Annotated in this window: 1 pseudogene; it reads right to left on the minus strand. The window is 24.3% G+C overall.

Going from position 1 to position 535, the window contains the following annotated elements:
• Positions 1 to 248 precede the first annotated feature (248 nt).
• Positions 249 to 535: pseudogene (locus tag GNY06_RS00810) on the minus strand (IS1 family transposase); the annotation flags it as partial.

The raw sequence follows: 535 nt of genomic DNA on the forward strand, positions 1-535 counted from the left end.
AAACTTCTATATAACTACACTATTTTTCTTAAACTATTCTTCTTTTTTTTTTTTTTTTTGTTTTCTTTTTTTTTTAATTTTTTTTTTTTTTTTTTTTTTTTTCATGTGTTAAAATATAAATAAATCCTATTTTTATAATAAATTTTTTTTTGTTTTTTTTTAGGTTGTTTATTTAAAATATTTTTGGATATTTTTTTATTTTTTGTTATGATGAGGTTTAACTTTTGGAACATTGTTTTGGTTGATTTTCATTGTTTAACTGGGTTTTTTTCCATTTTGTTGTTGTTTATTGTTTCCCAAAACTCTTCTACGGTTTGATGGCTTCTGTCACCAATAACGAAATTGATGAATCTTATTCCAAATCTATCAACAGCAATCCAGATCCAACAGTTTTTTTTATTCCCTATATAACTGTGCATTTCATCTAACTCTACCACTGTTATTTCCTTAGATTCACATTGCAATGATTGTATTTCTTGACCGAAACTACGAATCCAATTCAAAATAGTGACATTGCTAACATCTAAAATCCTGC

The organism is Elizabethkingia argenteiflava (genome assembly GCF_009904105.1).
Classification (GTDB): Bacteria; Bacteroidota; Bacteroidia; order Flavobacteriales; family Weeksellaceae; genus Elizabethkingia; species Elizabethkingia argenteiflava.